Origin of the sequence: Duganella sp. Dugasp56 (assembly GCF_047304105.1) — a bacterium.
GTDB lineage: Bacteria > Pseudomonadota > Gammaproteobacteria > Burkholderiales > Burkholderiaceae_D > Rugamonas > Rugamonas hordei.
In genome coordinates, this window is record NZ_JBGLYQ010000063.1 from 1 (window position 1) to 21,800 (window position 21,800).

The following is a 21,800-nucleotide window of genomic DNA, read 5'->3' on the forward strand; positions in this document are numbered from 1 at the left end:
TCTGCACATTGTTGAGCAGCGCGCGCAGGTTCTCGAACATGCGGTCCAGGCCATGGGCCAGCTGGCCGATGGCGTCGGCGCCGGCCACCTCGATCCTGCCGGTCAGGTCGCCGGCGGCCGCCTTCGAGACCACGGCCAGCAGCGAGTCGACCTTGGACTTGAGCAGGTTGGTGGCCGCCAGTTCGTTGGCCTGGCTGTCCTGGATCGCCTGCGCCATGCGGTTGAATTCCATCGTCACCTGGCCCAGCTCGTCGCCCGACACGACGGCCGCGCGGGCGTCCTGCTGGCCTGCGGCGATCTTGCCGACGGCTTCCGTCAGGCTGCCCACCGGATGCATGATGGAACGCAGCAGCGCCAGTCCGATCAGCACCGCCAGCGCCACGCACACCACGCCGCCGATGCCAAGCACCAGCGTCATGGTGCGCTGCAGCGCCGACGAGGTGCGCGCACGCAGCTCGAGCAGGCGGTTTTCCTCGGCGGTGGCTTCGTCGATGAGGGTGCGGATGGCGGCTATGTTGCGGGAGCCGGAACGCAGTTCGGCGCCGTGCCCCAGCTGGTCGGCCGCGCCGGCGCTTTCCCCCAGCGCCCGGCGCTTTTCCAGCAGCGGGTGGTAGACCTGCGTAAGCCAGTCCCTGACCAGCGTGCGCAGCTTGAGCAGGCGCTCCTGCTGTGAGGGATTGTCCGAGGTGAGCGTCTGCAGCTTGCCCAGGCGGCGCTCCAGGTCCGCCTCGGCGTCGGCGCTGAAGGAGAGCAGCTTGTCGTCGCCGCTGAGCAGGTAGCCGCGTTCCGCCGATTGCAGTTCCAGCAGCGAGATCGAGCTGCGGTCCGCCTCGCGCAGCACTTCCAGCGTGTGCTTGTCCCATTGGCTGGCATCGGACAGCTTGCTGAAATTGACATAGGCGACAGTCAACAGAACCAGGATGATGGCGACGATGCCGCCGAATCCGATGGCGAGTTTTGTCTTGATACTCAGGTTTTTCAGCATATGCGCTCCACTCCGGTCAGACTGTGGGAGCAATGTATCATTTTGTCGCCCGTCGCGGAGGACAAAAAAAGGCCGCTCATCGAGCGGCCTTGCCGGTCATGCCTGATATGGCTTACTGGCCGCGCTTCAGGCGCGCGTTGGCGGCGATGCGCATGCGCAGCGCGTTGAGCTTGATGAAGCCGCCGGCGTCGGCCTGGTTGTAGGCGCCGCCGTCCTCGTCGAAGGTGGCGATGTTCATATCAAACAGGGAGTCGGTCTTCGAATCGCGCGAGACGACGATCACGTTACCCTTGTACAGCTTGACGCGCACCCAGCCGTTGACGGTGGCCTGGGTGTGGTCGATCAGGGTCTGGATCGCGACGCGCTCCGGCGCCCACCAGTAGCCGTTGTAGATCATCGACGCGTAGCGCGGCATCAGGTCGTCCTTCAGGTGGGCCACTTCGCGGTCCAGCGTGATCGATTCGATGGCGCGGTGCGCCTTCAGCATGATGGTGCCGCCAGGGGTTTCGTAGCAGCCGCGCGACTTCATGCCGACGTAGCGGTTCTCGACCAGGTCGAGGCGGCCGATGCCATGCTTGCCGCCCAGGCGATTGAGTTCGGTCAGCACGGTGGCCGGCGACATGCGCACGCCGTTCAGCGCGACGATGTCGCCTTTTTCGTATTCGATGTCCAGGTACTCGGCCTGGTCCGGCGCCGCCTCGGGGCTGACGCTCCAGCGCCACATGGTTTCCTCGGCTTCGGCGCTCGGGTTTTCCAGGTGCCGGCCTTCGAACGAGATGTGCAGCAGGTTGGCGTCCATCGAGTACGGCGCGCCGCCGTTCTTGTGCTTCATGTCGATTTCGATGCCGGCGTCTTCCGCGTACTTCAGCAGTTTTTCGCGCGACAGCAGATCCCATTCGCGCCACGGGGCGATGATTTTCACGCCCGGTTTGAGCGCGTAGGCGCCCAGTTCGAAGCGCACCTGGTCGTTGCCCTTGCCGGTGGCGCCGTGCGAGATGGCGTCGGCACCGGTCTCGTTGGCGATCTCGATCAGGCGCTTGGCGATCAGCGGACGTGCGATCGAGGTGCCCAGCAGGTATTCGCCTTCGTACACGGTGTTGGCGCGGAACATGGGAAACACGAAATCGCGCACGAATTCCTCGCGCACGTCGTCGATGTAGATGTTCTCGGGCTTGATGCCGAACTTGATCGCCTTGGCGCGTGCCGGTTCCAGCTCTTCGCCCTGGCCCAGGTCGGCGGTGAAGGTGACGATCTCGCACTGGTAGTTATCCTGCAGCCATTTGAGGATGACGGAGGTATCGAGGCCGCCCGAGTAGGCGAGGACTACTTTTTTAATATCGCTCATGCTAGTTCCAATTGGTGGTGTATGTTGCTTGGTTAGTTGTTTTCTATGCGGCCGATCAGCAGGTATTCGAGCAGGGCCTTCTGGATGTGCAAACGGTTTTCCGCTTCATCCCAGACCACCGACTGCGGGCCGTCGATGACGTCGGCCGAGACTTCCTCGCCGCGGTGGGCCGGCAGGCAGTGCATGAACAGCGCGTCCGGCGCGGCGCGCGACATCTTGGCGCTGTCGACGATCCAGCCGTCGAAAGCCTTCAGGCGCGCGGCGTTTTCCTCTTCGTAGCCCATGCTGGTCCAGACGTCGGTGTTGACCAGGTGCGCGCCTTCGCAGGCGTCGGACGGGTTCTCGAAGAAGGTGTAGCGGTCGGTCGAGACCAGCGACATGTCCATGTCGTAGCCCTTCGGCGTCGACACGTTGACGTGGAAGCCGAACACCTCGGCCGCCTGCAGCCACGAATACAGCATGTTGTTGGCGTCGCCGACCCAGGCCACGGTCTTGCCGGTGATCGGGCCGCGGTGCTCGTAGTAGGTGAAGATGTCGGCGAACACCTGGCATGGATGGTGTTCGTTGGTCAGGCCGTTAATCACCGGCACGCGCGAATTGGCGGCGAAACGCTCGATGATGTCCTGGCCGAAGGTGCGCACCATGATGATGTCGCACATGCGGCTCATCACCTGGCCGGCGTCTTCCACCGGCTCGCCGCGGCCCAGCTGCGAATCGCGCGTGTTCAGGTAGATCGCCGCGCCGCCCAGCTGGTGCATGCCGGCCTCGAACGACAGGCGGGTGCGGGTCGAGTTCTTCTCGAACACCATGACCAGCGTGCGGTCGATCAGCGGGTGATAGATCTCGTAGTTCTTGAATTTTCGCTTGATCAGGTGCGCGCGTTCGATGACGTACTCGTATTCGGCCAGCGTGAAGTCGGAAAACTGCAGGTAATGCTTGATCGGTTTTTGAATAGACATAGTGACAACTGACAGGTGTGCGGGCCTGGGGCGAGGTGCCTGGCCGGCTTAGCCGAACAATTATAAAGGCAATTCGGTGGATAGGGCTAATTGCCGTGGTTTATGCTGTCTAGACAGGTTGTCGTGCTCAGTTGTAGATCTGCGTGGCCGCCGCGATCTGGTGCTCGGGCGCCGTCAGAGGGAGATCGAGGGTAAAGATGGTGCCGTCGCGCGAGCTGTGGACGCTGATATGGCCGCCCAGTAGCGAAGTGACAATGTTGTAGCTGATCGACAGTCCCAGCCCGCTGCCGCCCTGACCGAGCTTGGTGGTGAAGAAGGGATCGAAGATGCGCGACATGTGCTCGGGCGCTATGCCGCCGCCGTTGTCGCCGAAGGTGACGAGCACGCGGTTGTCGGCCGGCAGGGCGGCGCGCAGCCACATGGTGCCGCTGCGGTCGCGCCCGAACGCGTGCAGCAGCGCGTTGTTGATGAAATTGGCGATCACCTGGCCGAACGGGCCGGGATAGCTGTCCATCGAGATCAGCTCCGGCACGTCGATCTCGATGCGGTGGTTGGCGGCGCGCACGCGGTTCATCATCGTCGCGATCACTTCGTGCGACACCTGCTGCAGCTGGAACACGCGGCGCTGCTCGGTGGTGCGGTCGACGGCCACCTGCTTGAAGCTGTTGACCAGGTCGGCCGCGCTGGTCAGACCGCGCATCACCAGCTCGTGCGCCTTGCGGGCGTCGGCCAGGTAGCCGGCCAGTTCCGAGCGGCGCAGCCCGGGGCCGTTGACCTGCGCCTCCAGCTCCTCGGTTTTCTGCGCCAGCGTGCTGGCGATCAGCAGGCTGTTGCCGATCGGCGTATTCAGTTCGTGCGCCACGCCGGCCATCAGCGATCCCAGCGCCGCCAGCTTTTCCTGCGACACCAGCTGGGTTTGCGCGTCCTGCAGCTGGCGGTAGGCGTCGGCGTTGTCGAGCGCGATGGCGCCGTAGGCGCACAGCGTGCGGAAGATCAGCCGTTCGCGCTCGCCGTAGGCGCGCGCGTGCCTGGCCTGCACCGTCATCACGCCCAGCGCCCGTTCGCCCACCAGCAGCGGCACGTACAGCGCGCTGACCATCAGCTGGCTGCCCGGCGCCAGGAAGATGTCGTCCGGCCCGGCCTCCTCGACATAGATCTCGCGCCGTTCGCGCAGGCAGCGGGCCGAGTTGGCGCGCGGGTTGTCGACGGCGATGGTGTTGGCCGGCAGCGCGCGGCCGTTCTCGATGCCGAAGGCGCGGCTGACGGTGTCGCCGCCGGCGTCGCACAGGTAGATGGCGAAGGTGTCGGCCGCCAGCAGCGCCTGCACGTGGCGGTTCAGCGCCTGGAACACGGCGCCGGCGTCGAGGTGGATGGTGATCTCCTGGCCGATCGCCGATAGGCGCTCCAGCGTGGCGCTGGTCTGCTGCAGGATTTCCGCGCGGCGCGCCTCGGACGCGGCCAGCTCGCGGTGGTGCATGCCCTCGGCGCGCGCGTGCTCGGTCTGGTGGTGCACCTGCATGGCGATGGCGCGGTTGGTGGCTTCCTGGCTGTGGATCTTTTCGCGCGCGGCGGCGGCGGCCTGCGCCGACTGGTAAGCCTTGGCGTAGTCGCCGGCCTGCGCGTACTCGCGTCCCAGCGCGTCGTGCAGGTCGCCGGGCAGCGTGTAGCCGTTGATGCCGGAGGCCACTTCCAGCGCCTGGTGCAGGTAGTGCAGCGTGGCGTTTTGCTCGGTCATGCCGGCCGGCGGCGGCAGCGGATGGCGGCGGTGGATCTCGGACAGCACGCGCAGCGCCGCCACGTGGTTGACCAGGTTGGACTGCCCGGCCGCCAGCTCGACGGCGTGGTGGGCCATCTGCAGCGCTTCCTGCGGCCGCTCCAGATAGCACAGCGCGTGGGCCTGGCCGCGCCGCGCGATCGACTGGAAGTCGGCCTGCTGCAGCGCGTCGGCGCGCTGCTCCATGCGGCGGAAGGCGTCCAGCGCGGCGCCGTAGTCGTTCTTGTCCAGCGCCAGGTCGCCCAGGTAGGACAGCGCGTTGGCGTAGCTGCGCGCGCCCGCCAGCGGCGTCAGGATCTGCAGCGCTTCTTGCAGCAGTTCCTCGGTGGCGTCGAGGCGGCCCAGGCGGCGCATGGTGTCGGCCGTGTGCATCAGGCAGGCGCCGATGCTGCGCGGCCAGCCGGTCGGGCGCGCCAGGTCCAGCGCGCTTTGCATCCATTCCAGCGCCGAGTGGTGGTCGTTGAGGATGGTGAAGTTCAGGCCGATGTTGATGGCGGCGGTGATGGCCACGCGCAGCTGGCCGGTCTCGAGCGCCGTTTCATAGCAATGGATGTAGTAGCGCGCGGCGCCGCCGTAGTCGCTGTGCTGGCTGGCGGCCAGGCCGTGGTAGTCGTAGATCCAGGCCGAGACGGCGGGGTGGTGCGACTGCGGATCGGCGGCGAAGCGCTGGCCCCAGCGCCGCTCGGCGGCCGCCAGGTCGTGCAGCACCGCCCAGCGGGCGTTGGCGGCGTCGGCCACGGCGATGCGCTGCTCGTCGCCGACCTGGCCGGCGGCCGAGGCCATCAGTTCCAGTTCATCCTCGCCGCGGCGGTGCTCGCCGCGGTCGATGGCGATCCAGGCGCGCAGCCAGTGGGCGTCGGCGCAGCCCTGGTGGTCGCCCAGCGAGCACAGTTGTTGGTAAGCCTGTTCGACGATGGCGGCGGCGGCGTCCAGCTCGCCGGCCAGCCAGCGCGCCTCGCCGTGGACCAGTTGCAGCCGCGCGGCGATCAGTTGCATCTCGTCGGGCGCCAGCGCGGTGGCCTGCAGCAGCTGCAGGCCTTCGCTGGCCAGTTCGACGGCGCGGCCGGTGTCGCGCTGGCGCAGGTGCCAGGCCAGCGGCACCAGCACCGGCAGCCGCGCCGGGCCGCGCAAGGGCAGCAGGGCCGCTTCCCATTGCGCTACTTCGTCGTCGACAGCAAACATGTCCATCGGTAATCCTTGGGCGGAAATTGCCTTGAGGAATTATAGTCTGCAAATGCAGATTGCGCTTAGGCCATGACAATTGTTTTTTTTAATATAGGGTCTGGGATGATTCGTGCAGCAGCTGGCCGTACAGCGTATGCCGCATTTTAGCGACTTTGCCCTCGGCCACGGCCGCCAGGATCGCGCATTGCGGCTCGATCAGGTGGCGGCAGTTGTAATACTTGCAATGGCCGAGGTAGGGCTCGAAATCGACGAAGGCGCGCTCCAGCATGCCCTCGCTCAAATGGTAGAGGCCGAATTCCTGGAAGCCGGGCGAGTCGATGATCGACGAGCCGGGCCCCAGTTCCGGCAACTGGTACAGCCGGGTGAAGGTGGTGGTGTGCTTGCCGGTGTCGAGCGCGGCGGAGATCTCGCGCACGGCGATGTCGGCGTCCGGCACCAGCAGGTTGATCAGCGAGGACTTGCCCATGCCCGACTGGCCGATCAGGATCGACGACTGGCCGGCCAGCAGCGGCCTGAGGATGGCCAGCGCCTCGTCCGGCCGCGCCTTGGCCGACACCTCGTGCACCGGGTAGCCCAGCGAGGCGTACGGCTGCAGGCGTTCGCGGGTGCGTTCCAGCGACGCGGTGACGTCGGTCTTGTTGAGGATCAGGCGCGCGGTGATGCCGGCCGCCTCGGCCGCCACCAGCGAGCGCGACACCAGGTCGTCGGCGAAGCCGGGCTCGGTGGCGACGACGATGAACAGCTGCGTCAGGTTGGCCGCCAGCAGCTTGGACTTGTACTGGTCCGAGCGGTACAGCAGCGTCTTGCGTTCGGCGATCTTGTCGATCACGCCCTGGTCGGCCGAGGTCAGGGTGACGTGCACCAGGTCGCCGACGGCGACATTGGTCTTCTTGCCGCGCGTGACGCACTGCAGTTTGACGCCGTCTGCCTCGGCCAGGTAATGGCGGCCGTGGGCGGCGATGATGGTGGCGGTCAGCTGCTGGGGCTTGCTCATGCCTTCACCGCCGCCGAGTGGAACAGCACGCCGGCCTTGGCGGCGCAGATGAAGTCGTTGTCCGACAGCCCGCCCTGGCCATTGTTGACCGAATGGGTGTCGTAGCGGACGACGCAGGTTTTATAGGTCACGGTCATTTCCGGGTGATGGTCTTCGGCGTGGCTCAGGTAAGCGAGCGCGTTGACGAAGGCCATGGTGCGATAGTAGTTGTTGAAGCCGAAGGTGCGGACCAGCTTGCCGTCCTCCAGCGACCAGCCCGGCACCAGCGCCAGCAGGCGCGCGGCCTCGGCGGCGTCCAGCGCATCCCTGGCCGGACGGCAGTTGCGGTTCAGCAGGTCGGCGGCGGTGGCGATGGGCGTACTCATGCTGCCGCCGCGTGCAGGTGACGGATGCGCACGCTCGCCGGCGGGTGCGTATCGTAGAAGGCCGAGTGCAGCGGGTCCGGCGTCAGGGTCGAGGCGTTGTCCTCGTACATCTTGACCAGCGCCGACACCAGGTCGCGCGCGTCGGTGTGCTGGGCGGCGAAGGCGTCGGCCTCGAATTCGTGCTTGCGCGAGCTGATCGAGGTCAGCGGGCCGAACAGGAAGGTGAACACGGGCAGGGTCAGCATGAACAGCAGCAGCACCATGGCGTCGTTGCCCTGGCCGGGCAGCAGCAGCGGGTCGACGCCCAGGCCGGTGTAGAACCACAGCTGGTTCTTCAGGTAGCCCAGCAGCGCCAGGAAGCCCAGCGACAGCGCGAACATCATGGCGATGCGCTTGATGATGTGCTTGAGCTTGAAGTGGCCCAGCTCGTGCGCCAGCACCGCCTCGATTTCCTGCGGCTGCAGGCGCGACAGCAGGGTATCGAAGAACACGATGCGCTTGTTGGCGCCGAAGCCGGAGAAGTAGGCGTTGCCGTGGGCGCTGCGCTTGGAGCCGTCCATGACGAACAAGCCCTTGGAGGCGAAGCCGACGCGCGCCATCAAGCCTTCTATGCGGGTTTTCAGCGACTGGTCCTCCAGCGGCGTGAACTTGTTGAACAGCGGCGCGATCACGGTCGGGAACAGCACCATCATCAGCAGCTGGAAGCCGCTCCACACCAGCCAGGCGTACAGCCACCACAGGTTGCCCGATTTTTCCATCAGGGTCAGCATCACCCACACCAGCGGCAGGCCGATGGCGGCGCCCAGCAGCATGCCCTTGACCATGTCGCCGAAGAACAGGCCCTTGCTCATCTTGTTAAAACCGAAACGCTGTTCGAGGCCGAACTGCTTGTAATAGTCGAACGGCAGGTCGATGGCGCCGGAAATGGCGGCAAACGCGGCCAGCAGGGCCAGCTGGTAGAGCATGCCGGCGCCGGTCAGCTTGAAAATCTCCAGCGACAGCCATTGCAGGCCGCCCAGCAGCGTGAATCCGATCAGGACCACGGTATTGACCAGCAGCGTGACCAGGCCGAACTTGGTGCGGGCCACGGTGTAGTCGGCGGCCTTCTGGTGGGCGGCCAGGGGGATGCGCTCGGCGAATTCGGCCGGCACGGCGCTGCGGTGCGCCAGCACATGGCGGATATGGCGCGAGGCGAGCCAGAAGCGCACGATCAGCGTCAAAATGATGAAAGAAACAAACAAAATCGAAAACGCGAGTGAATACATTCTATGCCTGTGAGAAAATGGCGGATTCGGATAAACAATGGGCTCCACCCGAGCCAAGAGAGAATTATGTCACAAGCTACTGATTTGCCTGAAGGTTCCGCACCGGCGGCGACCGCCCCGCGCCAGAATGAGTTCAACCTGGTGTGGGTGGACATGGAGATGACCGGCCTGGAGCCGGACACCGACCGCATCATCGAAGTGGCCGTGGTGGTCACCGACATGCACCTGAACGTGCTGGCCGAGGGCCCGGTGTTCGCGATCCACCAGAGCGACGAGACGCTGGACAAGATGGACGCGTGGAACAAGGGCACGCACGGCCGCTCGGGCCTGGTCGACCGCGTCAAGGCGTCGACGGTGACCGAGGCCGAGGCGGAAGAGGAGCTGATCAAGTTCATGAAGCTGTGGGTGCCGAAGGGCAAGGCGCCGATGTGCGGCAACACCATCGGCCAGGACCGCCGCTTCATGGTGCGCTACATGCCGAAGCTGGAAGCCTATTTCCACTACCGGAACATCGACGTCTCCACGCTGAAGGAACTGTGCAAGCGCTGGAAGCCGGAAATCGTCGGCGGCTTCAAGAAGCACCAGAAGCACACGGCGATGGCCGACATCATCGAGTCGATCGATGAGCTGAAATACTACCGCGAGCATTTCATCAAGCTGTAATTGAAATCGCAGCTGCGACAACGCCGGCCGAGTCCGGCGTTTTTTTCGTCGCCTATCCCATGAAGCCGAGGTCTTTCAGTCCGAAGTTGCCCAGTTCGTTCTTGAAGACCTGGGTTTCCAGCATGTCCGCATCGGCCCCGAACCAGCGGCCCAGGGTGGCGCCGTATTGCTGGTTGGAGAACTGCGGTATCCACGCGCCGCGCCCGGTGGCGTCGTCCTTGCCGCCCAGCGTGAAGTCGGGGAACTGGCCGTAGACGCCGCCCTTGACCGCCGCGCCGACCACCAGGTGGTGATTGCCCCACGCATGGTCGGTGCCGCCGCTGTTCGGCTGCAGGGTGCGGCCGAATTCGGACATCGTGAAACTGGTCACCTGCTGTTCGGCGCGGATCTCCGCCAGCGCCAGCTGGAACGCGGCCAGCGCCTGCGACACCTGGCGCAGCATGTCGAACTGCTGGTAGGCCTGGCCGCCGTGCGTGTCGAAGCCGCCTTGCGAGACGAAGTACACCTGCCGTCCCGGCCCTTGCGGCGCGCGGATGCGTATCAGCTGCGCCACCGTCTTCAGCTGCTGTCCGAGCGAGGTGCCGGGGAACACGGTCGCCAGCGGCGCGCCGGTATTGGCGGCCTTCAGGTTGGTCACCAGGTCCATGCCGTTCAGCAGCGCCTTGTTGGCGGCGTCGGCGATCAGGTTGGGATGTTGCGCCGACAGGATCTGCACCAGCGCGGCGCGGCGCGCGTCGGCTTCCTTCTGCGGCCAGAAGTTCATGCCGGCCAGGTCCAGCTGGCCGTTGCCGGGCAGCAGATTGCCGTGGGTGCTGGCGCCTTCGACAAACAGGCCGCCGGCGCCGACCGAGATCGCGTCCAGGTGGCCGCCGGTGCCCAGCACGTCCACCAGCCGTCCGCCCCAGCCGGTGGCGGCGGAGGACGGCGTGCCGGCCTGGTTCTGGATGGTCTGGTCGGGATGCGAGAACAGCTGCGACGGCACGGCGGTGCCAGCCAGGTACTGCGCCTTGCTCAGCGGCTGGCGCAGGCTGCCGACGTTGAGGATGGCGGCGACCTGGCCCTGGCCGTACAGCGCGTCCAGTTCCGGCATGCCGTAGTGGAAGCCGAATGCCTGCGTGACCGGATTGGTCGTGGCCTGCAAGGTTGCGCTGCGTGGCGCCAGCAGCGTCTTGGCGACGGTCGACAGCGCCAGGCCGTGGCTGCCGCGTATCGCGTTGTATTGCGCGTAGCGGGTGCTGTCGAGCGGCACGATCATGTTGTTGCCGTCGTTGCCGCCGAACAGATACAGGCAGACCAGCGCCTTGTAGTCGGTGACGGCGGCGCGGGCCGGCGCGGCGATGCCCATCAGGCCCATCGCGGACAGCGCGCCCAGCGCGCCGGTTTGTGCGCCGGTGCCGAGGAAGCGGCGGCGGGAGGTGGAGTGCTTGCTCATGTTGTTCCTCTCTTCTTTTATTGGGCTACGGCGAATTCGGCGCTGATGGCGGCGAGGTAGAGCGCGGTGATGGCGCGCTGGCGCGTGTCGGCCGAGGCGTTGACGGCGCCGCCGATGGCGGTGCGCGCCGTGGCCGACATGCGGCCCGCCAGCAAGGTCGAGTCGACCAGGTTGATCAGCGCGGTGGCGTCGCCGGCCACGGCGACGAACGGCGCGATGTCGACGTTGACCATGCCCTTGTATTCGCCGGAGATGAACTTGTAGAGGAAGTTGGCGCGCGCCACGGCCAGGCTCGGCGCGTACAGCTGGAACTCGGGGCCGTAGTATTGCGGCGAGCCGGGCAGGCGCGTCATCGGCGAGTAGAAGTTGAACACGCTCGGCGCGGCGGTGATCTTCTGGCCGAGCAGGAAATAGTCCCAGAACAGGTTGCCCGGATCGGTGATCGTCGCGCCCAGGGTGCGGAACAGGCCGATCGATTGCAGCATCGGATCCTTCAGGTGGCCTTGTACGGTGGCCGGTACGTCCTGGCGCGCTTCGGGATCGGTCAGCACGGCGGTCAGCGTCGCCTGCAGGTCGCCGCGTCCGGCGCTGCCGTAGGCGAACACGTCGGCCACGCGGGTGATGTAGGCCGGGCTTGGGTTGCTGGTGACGAAGGCGCGGATCAGGCGCGTGGCGATGAACGGCGGCAGGTTCGGATGCTGGAACAGGTTCTGCATCACGCCATCCATGTCCTGCACGGCGGTCTGGCCGGAAGGAAGGACTGCGCCCAGCAGCAAGGTCTTGCTGCCTTTGTCGTGGAACTTGTCGCGCGGCTGCAGCGGGCCGGTGAAATTTTCCCAGTTGATGCCGGTGGCGCTGCTGCCGGGATAGGTCCAGCCGCTCAGGGCGCGCGCGAAGTCGCTGATGCGGGCCTGGTCATAGGTCGGGATCGGGTCGCCGTTGCGATCGGTCTGCACGCTGCCGTCCTGGTTCAGCAGCACGGGGCCGAGGGTGAACAGCTGCATCACTTCACGGGCATAGTTTTCGTTCGGCGCCGGCGTGATGCTGTTGCCGAGGTCGAGGTACTTGCCCATCGACGGATTCAGCGTCATCTCGCGCAGCAGCGTGTTGAAGTTGCCGAAGGCGTTGTTGGAGATCGTCGTCAGCCACGGCTGGATTTCGTTGGCGTACGGGTTCTTGTCGGCGGAGATGACGAACAGCTGCGATAGCGCGAAGATCATGCGCTGGCGCAATTGGTCGGGACCGGTCGCCATGTTCTTGTACCAGGTGTTTTGCAGCAGCTTCATGTCCGTGGTGACAGGGATGGCGCTGGCCGGCGCGGCGAACTGCTGCTTGAGCCAGGCGGCCTGGCCGTTGGCCTTGATCGCGGCGACGTCGGCCGGCGTGGCGCCGAAGGTGGCTTGCTCCAGCAGGCGCACGGCGCTGATGCGCGCGGCGTCCGGCGCCGGTTGCTGGCCGATGGGCGGCGGAACCGGCGCCGGCGCAGGTACAGGCGTTGGCGCAGGCGCCGGGCTTGGTGTCGGCGCAGGCCTGGGTTCCGGGCTCGGCGTTGGGGAGGGAGCCGGTGCCGGCGCGGTCGCTGCCTTCAAGGTCAGCGTGGTGCTGGCGGACAGGTTGGCGCCGACCTTGGCATCCTTGGTGGTGGTGCCGGTGATGGTGATGGTCACATTGGCCGGCAGCACCGACGGCGCCACGTACTCGCCGTTTTGCGAGTTGAGCCTGCCGTAGGTGGCATTGCCGCCAGGGACGCCATTGACGGCGAAGTTCATGTAGACGCCCTGGCCATCGACTTTGCCGAGGAACCATACTTTACTGCCCAGCGCCACCGCACCCCTGGCGGTGCTTTCCACCGTGGCCGTGGCGGCCCAGACCGAACCGCTCAGCGTCAGCAGGCAGGCGGCGGGCCATGCGCGTGTTGGTAAGAATGACATGCATCTCTCCTGTTTTATTTTTAGACGACATGTGCCATCTGGCAACAATCGTGCCACAGGCTAAGTGCTTGATTTTGGGAGAGTAGCGACAAAAATTGCCGGCGCCGGACAAAAATTGTCAGGCATGCCGCTGACAAATATTGTCAATGCGATTGTCAGTGCGGGCGGCGCTGGGCGAACAGCCAGTCGCGCCAGGCGGGGGAGAGCAGCATGTCGGCGGGAACCTGGTGTTCCATGCCCTGGTATTCAAGGAAGCGGATGCGGGCGGCGCCGGGCTGGCGCCGCAGGGCGGCGAACATGGCGCGGTCGGGCTCGATGGGATTTTCGGTGTCGGCGTTGCCGTGCACGATCAGCAGCGGCATGCTGCTCAAGCGGGCGGCGGCGCTGCGCTCGGGCGGAATGCCGGAGAAGGCGACGCCGGCGGCAAACATGGCGGGGTTTTGCAGCATGGCCTGGGTGGCGGCGGAAGCGCCCATCGAGAAGCCGGTGACGTAGACGCGGTCGACATCGATGGCGAATTGCGGCATCAGGTTTTCCACCACGGCGAGCAGTGTGGGCAGGCGAGGGCCGGGCTGGGCGGCCAGCAAGCCGTCGGCGGAGGACGGCGCGTAGTTGGCGCTGCGCTCGGCGAATTGCGGCACCAGGACGTAGGCCGGGAAACGCTTGCGTATCGCCGGCGCGGCCCAGGACATGGCCAACTGGCCCAGCTGGCTGGTGTTGTCGGTGCCGACGGCGCCTGAACCGTGCAGCACGATGACCAGCGGGTAGCGCAGGCCCGGCTGGGCGTTGGCCGGCGACAGCAGGCGATAGGAGAGGGCGCCGGTCGGGCCGGCGTAGCTGCCGTTGTAGAACGCGTCGCGGTCCAGGGACTTCAGCAAGGCCGCGTCGGCGGCCTGTTTGGCGGGCGTGGTGCGGTCGGTGACCAGTTCCGCTGCCGGCTGGGCGGCGGACGCGGACGTCGCCGCCAGCAGCAGCGCTGGCAACAACAATTGCAGCAAAGACCGCACCACGCCGCGCAACGTCATCGGCTTATTCGGCCGTATCGGCGCCGTGGCACTTCTTGTACTTCTTGCCGCTGCCGCAAGGGCAGTCGTCGTTGCGGCCGACTTTCGGCTCGTCGCGCTTGATGGTGGTGACGGCGGCCTTGCGGCGCGGCACCCAGAACTTGTAGATGGACGGCAGGTTGGCCTCCAGCTCCTGCGCCAGCTTGTGCGCCTTGACCGGATCTTCGACCAGCGGCAGTTCTTCTTCCTCGATCTCGTCGGCGCCCAGTAGGTAGATCGGCTTCATCAGCTCCTGCACGTCCGATTCCCAGATCTCGTCCCACGAGCCGGGACGCAGCTCCATGCCTTCCCAGAAGCCCCAGCACCACGCTTCGGCGTCGATCAGGGTCTGGCCTTCGTGCTCGTGCTCGACGAACAGCGGTTCGAATTCCTTGGGCGCCACTTCAAACGTCACCAGCACTTCGTTCATGAAGCGCATGATCAGTTGGAGGATGCGTTCCTCTTCCTTTTCATTCTTGAACTTCGGAATATCGGTGTCTTCCTGGCCCCAGACGCGTTTCAGCCATTCGGCCGGCATGATGGTTTCCGGGCCGATGGCGATGGCGGTCAGGTAACCGTGCAGCATGTCCATCGTCATCGCATCTTCCGGGCTGCGTTCGGACAGCAGGAAATTGTCTAATTCGTCGAATTCTTTTTCGCTCAGTGGCTGGTCGAGTTGCATGGCTTGCTCTTTTCTTGGATGGAAGCCGACAGTATACACGCCGCGCCCCGTACAATGCGGGGATGAACCAAGATCATTTAGACGAAGACGCTGACGACGAAGCGGCCGATGCCCGTGCGGCGGCGCTGGCCGCCGGCATGCTGGACCAGCTGGCCGCCGTCCACGACGCCCCGCAGGAGCAGGTGCCGCATCCGTATTCGGCCCTCAATCCGGAATGCGTGCTCGACGCGCTGGACAGCCTCGGCCTGCGCGGCGACGGCCGGCTGCTGGCGCTGAACAGCTATGAAAACCGGGTTTACCAGGTCGGCATCGAGGACGACAAGCCGCTGGTGGTCAAGTTTTACCGTCCGGGGCGCTGGAGCGACGCGGCCATCCTGGAGGAGCACGGCTTCACCGAGGAACTGGCGGCGCGCGAGATCCCGGTGGTGCCGGCGCTGGCGCTGGGGCAGGACCGGGCCACGCTGCATCACTTCAACGGTTTCCGGTTTGCCGTGTTCGCCCGCCACGGCGGCCGCGCGCCCGAGCTCAGCGATCCGTCGGTGCTGGAGTGGACCGGCCGCTTCATCGCGCGCATCCACGCGGTCGGCGCGATCAAGCCTTACCTGCAGCGGCCTGCGATCGACATCGCCACCTTCGGCACCGAGCCTTGCGAGTACCTGCAGGCCAACCAGTTCATTCCGGCCGATTTGAAGGAAGCCTACGCCAGCGTGTCGCAACAGGCGCTCGACGGCGTGCGCCGCAGCTACGAGCGCGCCGGCGAATTGCCGCAGCTGCGCCTGCACGGTGATTGCCACGGCGGCAACGTGCTGTGGACCGACGCCGGCCCGCATTTCGTCGATTTCGACGACAGCCGCATGGGGCCGGCGATCCAGGACCTGTGGATGATGCTGTCCGGGGACCGGGCCGAGCAGACGCGCCAGATGAGCGACATCCTGGCCGGCTACGAGGATTTCTGCGAATTCAACCCGCGCCAGCTGCACCTGGTCGAGGCGCTGCGCACCTTGCGGCTGATCCATTATTCGGCCTGGCTGGCGCGCCGCTGGGACGATCCTGCCTTCCCGATCGCCTTCCCGTGGTTTAACACCCAGCGCTACTGGCAGGACCGTATCCTGGAGCTGAAAGAGCAGATTTCGCTGATGGACGAACCGCCGCTGCGGCCGGTGTAAATACCGCTGCGATGAAAATAATCTGATTTGCCTGTCACAAGTCTTCCGCCTGTCCCGTCTTATAGGCAGGAAGACCCTTAGAGCACATTGTTAATCTATTGAAAGGCACATCATGAAGATCGTCGTTATCGGTGGTACCGGCCTGATCGGCTCGAAAACTGTATCCATCCTGCGCCAGGCCGGCCATGAGGTGGTCGCCGGCTCGCCCTCGAGCGGTGTCAACAGCATCACCGGCGAGGGCCTGGCGCAAGCCATGGCCGGCGCGCAGGTCGTGATCGACCTTGCCAACGCGCCATCCTGGGAGCCGCAAGCCGTGCTGGAATTCTTCCAGACCGCCAGCCGCAACCTGCTGGCGGCCGAGGCCGAAGCGGGCGTGCGGCATCACGTCGCGCTGTCGATTGCCGGCACCGACCGTATGCCGGACAACGGCTACTTCCTGGCCAAGGTTGCGCAGGAGAAATTGATCGCTGCGTCCGGCATTCCCTACACCATCATCCGCTCGACCCAGTTCATGGAATTCCTCAACGGGATCGCCGCGTCGGCCGCGGACGGCGATACGGTGCGTCTGGCATCGGGCCTGTTCCAGCCTATCGCGGCGGACGACGTGGCGGCCATCGTGGCCGATGTCGCGCAGGCCGCGCCGCGCAGCGGCATCGTCGAGATCGCCGGCCCGGAACGCGCGCCGTTCAACGAATACATTGCCCGCTATCTGAAAGCGGTGGGCGATGCGCGGGTGGTGGTGGCCGATCCCGAAGCCAGTTATTTTGGCGGCCGCGTCGAGCAATATTCGCTGGTGCCGATGGGCGAGGCGCGTCTCGGCGGCATCGGCCTGGACGAATGGCTGCGCCGCTCCAAGGGGTAAGTCTGATCGTCAACGCCGTCGGAATGTGCCGCATCCAAGGAAATGGCGGGTTTTTCCGCCTCTTCTTGCGGTTCGGCTTGCTTGCCTGCTACTTGATAATGAGAACTCAGAAGTCCCGGTTGGTGCCGGGACATATCGTCTAGCGAGAACCCTCATGCAAGCACAACTGGCCAAACAAGACAGCGACAACGTCAAACTGCTCCCTATGGTGTCGCTGCATGATCCGGACGAACCGACCGCGGCCACCTCGACTCCGCGCGCCGCGATGGAAATGAAGGCGATCCAGGAAGCGATCGCCCGCGTCGAAGCCGACGCCAAGGCCGCCTGCGCCGCCGAAAACCGCGCCCACGCCGAGGCCCGCGCCCGCGCGCTGGCCGAGGTCCGCGCCGCGATGGACGCCGCCGCCGCCGCCGCCGCGCAGCAAAATGCCCAAGCCTCCGAAGAAGCCATCGCCGCCAACCGCGAGCGCCTCGAGTCGCTGCGCGCCGCCGCCCAGGCCAGCGTGGCCCGCCTCGACGCCGTCAAACAGGAAACCGCCGAACTGCGCGCCCGGGTCGAAGCCGACACGCAAATCCGCCTGGCCGCCGAGCAGCGCGCCAAGGCCGAAAGCGAAAGCCGCAAGCGCGCCCACGAACAGATCGCCGCCGAGTCGCAGCTGGCCGAGCAGGCCGCCCGCGCCGCAGAAGAACTGGCGACGCAGACCGAACAAGCCCGCCTGCAAGCGGTGGAGCGCGTCGCCGCCGTGCAGGCCGCCAAGGAAGAAGTGGTCGGCATCGCCTCCGCCGACGCCCGCGTCGCCACCTTGGCGCGCGAACGCGAGCGCCACGCCCACGCCGCCCGCCAGACCGCGCAGATGCTGGTCCAGGCCGAAGCGGAAGCGCTGGACCTGACCGTGCAGCGCGAGCGCGCCGACCAGATCGCGCTGGAATCGGCCTTCAATCGCGCCGCCGCCGAAGTGCGCGCGCTGGAAGAGGCCCGCGCCCTGGCGCACCTGGAGCAGGAACGTGAACAGATCGCGCTGGCCAAGGCCGAATCCGAGCGCAGCGCCGCCCAATCGCTGCACCTGCGCCTGCAAACCGAAAAGGAAATCCGCGACGCCGCGATCCACCGCGAACGGCTGGAGATGGTGGCCGCCGCCAGCGCCCAGGCGCGCCGCGACGCCGACGCCAGCATCCTGGCCGCGACCGAAGCGCGCATCGAAGTCGACAGCCAGTTGCGCGCCGTCGCGCTGGCCCGCGTGCAGGCCGAGCAGGAAGCCGAACTGAAAACCCACGCCAAGGTGGAAGCCGAAGCGCTGGCGCTGGAGCAGGCCAAGCTGCGCCAGGCCGCCGATGAAGCCGCCGCCGAAGCGGCCCGCACCGACAGCCTGGAACAGCAGCGCGCCGCCGAGTTGGCCGAAGAGCGCGCCGCCTTGTCGCGCGCCGCCGCCGAACTGGCCGCCAGCCAGAACGCCGCCGAGCAAAAAGAAATCGCCACGCTGGCGCTGCACGTCGAAGCGCAGGATGAGGCCAACGCATTGGCCATGCGCAAAGCCGCGCAGGCCGAAGCGCTGTTGCAGGCCGAGCAGGCGCGCGCCGCCGCCGAGCAGCAAGCCATCGCCGCGCTGAAGGAAAAGCTGGAAGCCGAGCAGGACGCCGCCGACGCCGCGCAGCACCGCATCGCCGCCGAGCGCGCGCAGACCGAAGCGTATCGCGAGCAGCAGGAAGCCGAGCAGCGCCTGGCCGCCGCCGCGGAAAAAGAAACCGAAGCGGCCCGCGTGATGACCGAACAGGTCGCTCTGGACGCCGAGCAGAAAGCCATCGCCGCGCAGGCGCTGGCGGCTCAGGCGCGCCTGGCCGTCGAGCTGGGCGTGGTGCATGCGGAGCGTGCCCGCGTCGAGCAGGACAAGGCTGCCGCCGCTGCGGCGCTGCTGCAGGCTGAGCGTGAATTTGTCGAAGCCGAGCGTCAATCGCTGGCGCTGATCGACCAGAAGCTGACGCAACAGCGGCTGACCACCGCTTCCGAAGCGCGCGCATCGAAAGCGATCGCGGGCCGGCTGGAAGCCGAGAAGAATATCGCCGCCGCCGCGCGTCAGCGTGCCGACGAAGAGCAGGCCGCCACGCAGGCAGTCGCCGACAAGGCCGCCGCCCAGCAGGAGCTGGTAGAGGCTGCCCAGGTGCATGCGGCGATGCAGCGCAAGGTCGCCGACACCACGGCCGCGATGACCGCCGCCAAGCAGAAACTGCTGGAACTGGAAACCCGCCGCCACGCCGCCGCGCAAAAAGCGCTGGCCGCCGTGCAGGCCAAGGTCGACGCCGCGGCGCGCGACTGCGTGCAAGCGGAAGAGGGCGCCGTGGTCGCCACGCTGGACGCCGCCCGCGCCCGCAAGGAAGCGGCCCGTTTGGCGCCGCCAACCGAAGCCAACAAAGCCGTCTGGCGCGCCCGCTAACAATCCGGGGTCAGATCCGACAATTGGACACGAGCTCTGCCGTAGCGGCCACTACGGCAGAGCTCGTGTCCAATTGTCGGATCTGACCCCGTCTTTTAATAGCTGAAGCCGAGGCCGACCAGCAGCAGGTCGGCGTCGCGGTGGTAGTCGGTGACGACGCGGTTCAGCGACAGTTCGCCCACCACGCGCTTGGTGAAGTGGTAGCGGCCGGCCATCGACACCAGGCCGGCCTTGTGCGACCGCGTGCCCGGCACGTCGTGCACCTCGAACGCCAGGTAGGGACCGACCCCCATACCCAGTTCCACGTCCTTGTTCAGCGACCGGATCAGCCACAACTGGCTGGCGACGCCGGTGCGGTGCGTGCCGGCCGAGGTTCCCTCGTGCAGATAGCTGACTGTCCAGTCGATATAGCGCGCCACCGCGCGGCGGTATTCCAGCGTGGCCGCCCTGGAACGCTCCGATTCAAAACTGTTGACGATGCTCTGGCCGGCCATCACCGTCAGCGTCTCGTCGGTCGACGGCCCGTCCAGATGCAGCTTGTCGCCGCGCACGCCGTCGAAACGGTAGCCGACGCCCACCAGCAGCGAGGTGGTCGGCTCCTTGGCGCCGCTCGGCACCACGCGGTTCAGCTGCACCTGCGTGTACCAGCGGTTGGGGTGATGCCAGGTCGCCTGCACGCTGTAGATCGGCGCCCAGCCGTGATCATTGATGTAGACCGCGCCCGGCGCGCCATGCGGCCGCGACGTGTCGAAGAAATAGTACTGGCCCACGCCCACACCCCACGACAAGCCCTGTTCGCTGATGTGCGATCGCAGCCAGATCTGGCCCGACACGCCGTCGCGGTGGTGATTGTCTGGATGGCCCTCGTTCAGGTAGCCAAGGCTCAGCGCGAGGTAGTCGCCCACCGGCTGCGCGTAGCTGATGCCGACCGCGAACGAATTTTCGTTGGTGCCGCTGACCCTGAGCGCGCCGCCTTGGGCGGACAGGTCCTGGGCGCGCGCTCCAGCGCACGCCAGCAGTGTGGCCAGCATGGCGGCGGGACGCCAATATCGGTGCATTAGCATGGTGTGGTCCGGTTTTTAATGTTATTGCAGAGATTACCGGAAACTTTTGATACGCCGCGCCATGTTGATGGCAAGGCAACTATCATGGCTGGATCTGGACCTTGGTGATGTAGTACTCGGTCTCGCCGAAGCACTGGCTCGGCACGCCCTTGTGCTGGGCATAGGTCAGCACCACGCGCTTGCCGGTGGCGTCCATCAGCTGCCTGGCCACGTCCTCCTGGCGCACGCTGAATTCGAATTTTTCCGGTATCGCGCCGGGCATCGAGGTCAGCAGGATCTCGCCTTCCCAGGTCTTGCAGATCCAGCCCCGGCTGGAGAATTTCTGCAGGTAGCCGGCGCGCTCGCCGTCCGAGTAGGAGACGTGCAGCATCACCCAGGTGTAGGCGGCGAACAGCAGCAGCACGGCGGCCAGCAGGCCGGACAGGTACAGAACAACACGTTTGGATGTGGTCATAGGTCAGCGCAGGTTGGGTGCAATGTTTTCAATCTTATCACGCGGCCAGCCTGCGCTTGTGGCGTATCGACGACCACAGCGATACCGCGATGAAGGCCACGCCGGACAAGCCGGTGAACCACTCGGGCACATGGTACTTGACGCTGGCCAGCATGATCAGCGCCAGGATGCCGATCGCGTAGTGCGCGCCGTGCTCGAGGTAGACGTATTCGTCCAGCGTGCCCTTGTGCACCAGGAACACCGTCAGCGAGCGCACGAACATGGCGCCGATGGCCAGGCCCAGCATGATGATGACGACGTCGCTGGTGATGGCGAAGGCGCCGATGACGCCGTCAAAGCTGAACGAGGCGTCCAGCACTTCCAGGTAGAGGAAGCCGCCGAAGCTGCCACGCGCCACCGTCGCCACCACGGCGCCGACGCCGGCTTCGGTGAGGTCGTCGTCGTCGTCCGGTTCTTTCTCTTCCAGCAGGCTGCTGATCCAGCCGACCGCCAGGTAGACCACCACGCCGATCACGCCGGCGGCCAGCACCGTGTACTTTTCCTCCATCGGCACCAGGCCGACGCAGCCGAACACCGCCGCCAGGGTCAGCAGCACGGCCAGCGCCTCGGTGCCGTGCTGGCCCAGCTTTTCCTCGAGCCAGCCCAGCCAGTGCAGCTCTTTTTCCTCGTCGAACAGGAAGTTCAGGAACACCAGCAGCAGGAAGGCGCCGCCGAAGGCCGCCACCTGGGCGTGGGCGCCGGTCAGGTGCTTCGAGTACTCCTCGGGCGTGGTGGTGGCCATGTGCCAGACGTCGATCAGGCCCAGCCCGGTCGCCAGCGAGACGATCAGCAGCGGGAACAGCAGCCGCATGCCGAACACGGCCACGACGATGCCGACCGTCAGGAACAGTTTTTGCCAGAACGCGTTCCAGTGGCGCAGCACCGAGGCGTTGACCACCGCGTTGTCGAAGGAAAGCGACACTTCCATCACGCCCAGCACGGCGGCGATCCAGACCGCCTGCAGCAGGCCGGCGGCGCCGCCGTGGCTGTAGCCCCACCAGGCGGCCAGCGCCATCAGGACCAAGGTGACGATGAAAGAGATTCTGAAGTGCTGCATCGTTGTTTTTATGGAAATGTGGAGTTGCGGTGATTTTATATTACTTGCTTCCGCCGCTGTGGGGCCATCTGCGATAATTGCGCCACAAAAATGCAAAGGACACGCCC

Annotated in this window: 18 protein-coding genes; 4 read left to right on the forward strand and 14 right to left on the reverse strand. The window is 66.0% G+C overall.

What is annotated here, in order from left to right:
* From ACCD07_RS29600 to ACCD07_RS29630, 7 genes are all read right to left on the reverse strand, one after another.
* On the reverse strand, positions 1-985 hold a 985-nt coding region (locus ACCD07_RS29600), incomplete at its 3' end, for a CHASE3 domain-containing protein (protein ID WP_413449393.1).
* Between the two features lie 112 nt (positions 986-1,097).
* Complete coding sequence (locus ACCD07_RS29605) at positions 1,098-2,330, reverse strand: argininosuccinate synthase (protein ID WP_176653525.1); 1,233 nt, start codon at positions 2,328-2,330, stop codon at positions 1,098-1,100.
* Positions 2,331-2,362: 32 nt separating this feature from the next.
* Positions 2,363-3,289, reverse strand: a complete 927-nt coding sequence (argF, locus tag ACCD07_RS29610; protein ID WP_176653526.1) for an ornithine carbamoyltransferase — start codon at positions 3,287-3,289, stop codon at positions 2,363-2,365.
* Positions 3,290-3,416: 127 nt separating this feature from the next.
* Positions 3,417-6,251, reverse strand: a complete 2,835-nt coding sequence (locus ACCD07_RS29615; RefSeq protein ID WP_413449394.1) for an ATP-binding protein — start codon at positions 6,249-6,251, stop codon at positions 3,417-3,419.
* 82 nt (positions 6,252-6,333) lie between these two features.
* The gene (gene rsgA / locus ACCD07_RS29620) at positions 6,334-7,242 is read right to left on the reverse strand and encodes a ribosome small subunit-dependent GTPase A (RefSeq protein ID WP_413449395.1); all 909 of its coding nucleotides are present in this window, start codon (positions 7,240-7,242) and stop codon (positions 6,334-6,336) included.
* Positions 7,239-7,607, reverse strand: coding sequence for a 4a-hydroxytetrahydrobiopterin dehydratase (locus ACCD07_RS29625; RefSeq protein WP_176653529.1), 369 nt, complete (start codon positions 7,605-7,607; stop codon positions 7,239-7,241). Before ACCD07_RS29625 ends, rsgA begins: the two co-directional genes overlap by 4 nt.
* Entirely contained in the window at positions 7,604-8,872 is a 1,269-nt protein-coding gene (locus ACCD07_RS29630; protein ID WP_413449396.1) for a M48 family metallopeptidase, read from the reverse strand. Before ACCD07_RS29630 ends, ACCD07_RS29625 begins: the two co-directional genes overlap by 4 nt.
* A gap of 66 nt (positions 8,873-8,938) precedes the next feature.
* On the opposite strand from ACCD07_RS29630, the gene orn reads away from it, so the two are divergent.
* The gene (orn, locus tag ACCD07_RS29635; protein WP_176653531.1) at positions 8,939-9,535 is read left to right on the forward strand and encodes an oligoribonuclease; all 597 of its coding nucleotides are present in this window, start codon (positions 8,939-8,941) and stop codon (positions 9,533-9,535) included.
* A gap of 52 nt (positions 9,536-9,587) precedes the next feature.
* On the opposite strand, the gene ACCD07_RS29640 is transcribed toward orn, so the two are convergent.
* The 4 genes from ACCD07_RS29640 to ACCD07_RS29655 all read right to left on the reverse strand — a co-directional run bounded on the left by ACCD07_RS29640 (position 9,588) and on the right by ACCD07_RS29655 (position 14,623).
* Complete coding sequence (locus tag ACCD07_RS29640; RefSeq protein WP_413449397.1) at positions 9,588-10,967, reverse strand: DUF1501 domain-containing protein; 1,380 nt, start codon at positions 10,965-10,967, stop codon at positions 9,588-9,590.
* Positions 10,968-10,984: 17 nt separating this feature from the next.
* On the reverse strand, positions 10,985-12,898 hold the full coding sequence (locus ACCD07_RS29645; RefSeq protein WP_413449398.1) for a DUF1800 domain-containing protein: 1,914 nt from the start codon (positions 12,896-12,898) through the stop codon (positions 10,985-10,987).
* A 155-nt stretch (positions 12,899-13,053) separates the two neighbouring features.
* Complete coding sequence (locus ACCD07_RS29650) at positions 13,054-13,923, reverse strand: prolyl oligopeptidase family serine peptidase (protein WP_413449399.1); 870 nt, start codon at positions 13,921-13,923, stop codon at positions 13,054-13,056.
* A gap of 4 nt (positions 13,924-13,927) precedes the next feature.
* Positions 13,928-14,623, reverse strand: a complete 696-nt coding sequence (locus ACCD07_RS29655; protein WP_176653535.1) for a UPF0149 family protein — start codon at positions 14,621-14,623, stop codon at positions 13,928-13,930.
* Positions 14,624-14,685: 62 nt separating this feature from the next.
* Here ACCD07_RS29655 and ACCD07_RS29660 point away from each other — a divergent pair, with 62 nt between their 5' ends.
* The 3 genes from ACCD07_RS29660 (at position 14,686) to ACCD07_RS29670 (ending at position 19,079) form a co-directional block, all read left to right on the forward strand.
* Complete coding sequence (locus ACCD07_RS29660; RefSeq protein WP_413449400.1) at positions 14,686-15,789, forward strand: serine/threonine protein kinase; 1,104 nt, start codon at positions 14,686-14,688, stop codon at positions 15,787-15,789.
* Positions 15,790-15,901: 112 nt separating this feature from the next.
* Positions 15,902-16,651, forward strand: coding sequence for an SDR family oxidoreductase (locus ACCD07_RS29665; protein WP_413449401.1), 750 nt, complete (start codon positions 15,902-15,904; stop codon positions 16,649-16,651).
* 154 nt (positions 16,652-16,805) lie between these two features.
* A complete protein-coding gene (locus ACCD07_RS29670) occupies positions 16,806-19,079 on the forward strand; it encodes a hypothetical protein (protein WP_413449402.1) in 2,274 nt (757 codons plus the stop codon).
* 95 nt (positions 19,080-19,174) lie between these two features.
* Here the strand turns inward: ACCD07_RS29670 and ACCD07_RS29675 are convergent, their stop codons facing one another.
* The 3 genes from ACCD07_RS29675 to ACCD07_RS29685 all read right to left on the reverse strand — a co-directional run bounded on the left by ACCD07_RS29675 (position 19,175) and on the right by ACCD07_RS29685 (position 21,693).
* Entirely contained in the window at positions 19,175-20,143 is a 969-nt protein-coding gene (locus ACCD07_RS29675) for a hypothetical protein (protein WP_413449403.1), read from the reverse strand.
* A gap of 82 nt (positions 20,144-20,225) precedes the next feature.
* A complete protein-coding gene (locus ACCD07_RS29680; RefSeq protein WP_176653540.1) occupies positions 20,226-20,597 on the reverse strand; it encodes a hypothetical protein in 372 nt (123 codons plus the stop codon).
* 37 nt (positions 20,598-20,634) lie between these two features.
* Positions 20,635-21,693, reverse strand: coding sequence for a DUF475 domain-containing protein (locus ACCD07_RS29685; RefSeq protein ID WP_413449404.1), 1,059 nt, complete (start codon positions 21,691-21,693; stop codon positions 20,635-20,637).
* Positions 21,694-21,800: the final 107 nt, after the last annotated feature.

Bases quoted from the DNA above. Each gene is read 5' to 3' on its own strand.
- argF (WP_176653526.1), bottom strand. From the start codon at position 3,289: ATGTCTATTCAAAAACCGATCAAGCATTACCTGCAGTTTTCCGACTTC.
- ACCD07_RS29605 (WP_176653525.1), bottom strand. From the start codon at position 2,330: ATGAGCGATATTAAAAAAGTAGTCCTCGCCTACTCGGGCGGCCTCGAT.
- ACCD07_RS29680 (WP_176653540.1), bottom strand. From the start codon at position 20,597: ATGACCACATCCAAACGTGTTGTTCTGTACCTGTCCGGCCTGCTGGCC.
- ACCD07_RS29655 (WP_176653535.1), bottom strand. From the start codon at position 14,623: ATGCAACTCGACCAGCCACTGAGCGAAAAAGAATTCGACGAATTAGAC.
- rsgA (WP_413449395.1), bottom strand. From the start codon at position 7,242: ATGAGCAAGCCCCAGCAGCTGACCGCCACCATCATCGCCGCCCACGGC.
- ACCD07_RS29660 (WP_413449400.1), top strand. From the start codon at position 14,686: ATGAACCAAGATCATTTAGACGAAGACGCTGACGACGAAGCGGCCGAT.
- ACCD07_RS29685 (WP_413449404.1), bottom strand. From the start codon at position 21,693: ATGCAGCACTTCAGAATCTCTTTCATCGTCACCTTGGTCCTGATGGCG.
- ACCD07_RS29640 (WP_413449397.1), bottom strand. From the start codon at position 10,967: ATGAGCAAGCACTCCACCTCCCGCCGCCGCTTCCTCGGCACCGGCGCA.
- ACCD07_RS29615 (WP_413449394.1), bottom strand. From the start codon at position 6,251: ATGGACATGTTTGCTGTCGACGACGAAGTAGCGCAATGGGAAGCGGCC.
- ACCD07_RS29670 (WP_413449402.1), top strand. From the start codon at position 16,806: ATGCAAGCACAACTGGCCAAACAAGACAGCGACAACGTCAAACTGCTC.
- ACCD07_RS29625 (WP_176653529.1), bottom strand. From the start codon at position 7,607: ATGAGTACGCCCATCGCCACCGCCGCCGACCTGCTGAACCGCAACTGC.
- ACCD07_RS29675 (WP_413449403.1), bottom strand. From the start codon at position 20,143: ATGCTAATGCACCGATATTGGCGTCCCGCCGCCATGCTGGCCACACTG.
- orn (WP_176653531.1), top strand. From the start codon at position 8,939: ATGTCACAAGCTACTGATTTGCCTGAAGGTTCCGCACCGGCGGCGACC.
- ACCD07_RS29665 (WP_413449401.1), top strand. From the start codon at position 15,902: ATGAAGATCGTCGTTATCGGTGGTACCGGCCTGATCGGCTCGAAAACT.
- ACCD07_RS29645 (WP_413449398.1), bottom strand. From the start codon at position 12,898: ATGTCATTCTTACCAACACGCGCATGGCCCGCCGCCTGCCTGCTGACG.
- ACCD07_RS29650 (WP_413449399.1), bottom strand. From the start codon at position 13,923: ATGACGTTGCGCGGCGTGGTGCGGTCTTTGCTGCAATTGTTGTTGCCA.
- ACCD07_RS29630 (WP_413449396.1), bottom strand. From the start codon at position 8,872: ATGTATTCACTCGCGTTTTCGATTTTGTTTGTTTCTTTCATCATTTTG.